General features: G+C 70.8%; 1 protein-coding gene. It reads right to left on the bottom strand.

Annotated features, from left to right (window positions below):
- The coding region (locus IE249_RS35490) for an acyltransferase domain-containing protein (protein ID WP_189711654.1) at positions 1-800 on the bottom strand (800 nt) is incomplete at both ends.

Below are 800 nucleotides of genomic sequence, written 5' to 3'. Positions count from 1 at the left end.
CGCGCCGCCACCAGCGTGCACGCGTCCTCCAGCGACAGCACACCCGCACAATGCGCGGCCGCCAGCTCGCCGATCGAGTGCCCGGAGACGAAGTCCGGCTTGACGCCCCAGGATTCCAGCAGCCGGAACAGAGCCACCTCGATGGCGAAGAGCGCGGGCTGCGTGTACGCCGTCCGGTCCAGCAGCCCCGACACGTCGTCGCCGAATAGGACGTCCTGCAGGGGGAGTTCGAACTGCTGAGAGATCTCGTCCAGCGCCTCGGCGAAGACCGGGTGGGCGTCGTACAGTTCGCGGCCCATTCCCGGCCGCTGGCTGCCCTGGCCGGTGAAGAGGAAGGCCAGTTTGCCGGGGACCGGGGTGCCCTCGGCCAGGCGCGGGGAGAGTTCCCCGTCGGCAAGGGCGGTGAGTGCGCGGAGGAAGTCGTCCCGCTCCCCCGCGACCACCACGGCACGGTGGTCGAAGGCGGCCCGATGCATGGCCAGCGAATAACCGATGTCCAGCGGATCGAGTTCAGGGTGTTCCGAGACGTGGGCGTGCAGACGCCCGGCCTGGGCCCGCAGCGCCTCGGGCGTCCTGCCCGACACCGACCAGGGCAGCGGCTTGGGCGGCTGGGCCGCCCTGTCGCTCTGCTGGGATTGCTGGGTCTGCTGGGTCTGCTGGGCTTGTTCGGTCTCGTCAGTCTGCTTGGTCTGTTCGGGGGCCGGGGCCTCTTCGATGATGGTGTGGGCGTTGGTGCCGCTGATGCCGAAGGAGGAGATCCCGGCCCGGCGCGGGCGGTCGCCGGTCTCCGGCCACTCGCG

The sequence above is a fragment of the Streptomyces anandii JCM 4720 genome (genome assembly GCF_014650655.1).
Taxonomy (GTDB): domain Bacteria; phylum Actinomycetota; class Actinomycetes; order Streptomycetales; family Streptomycetaceae; genus Streptomyces; species Streptomyces anandii.
The sequence above is the reverse complement of the archived record's forward strand: the minus strand, read 5'-3'. Positions and strand labels throughout refer to the sequence as shown.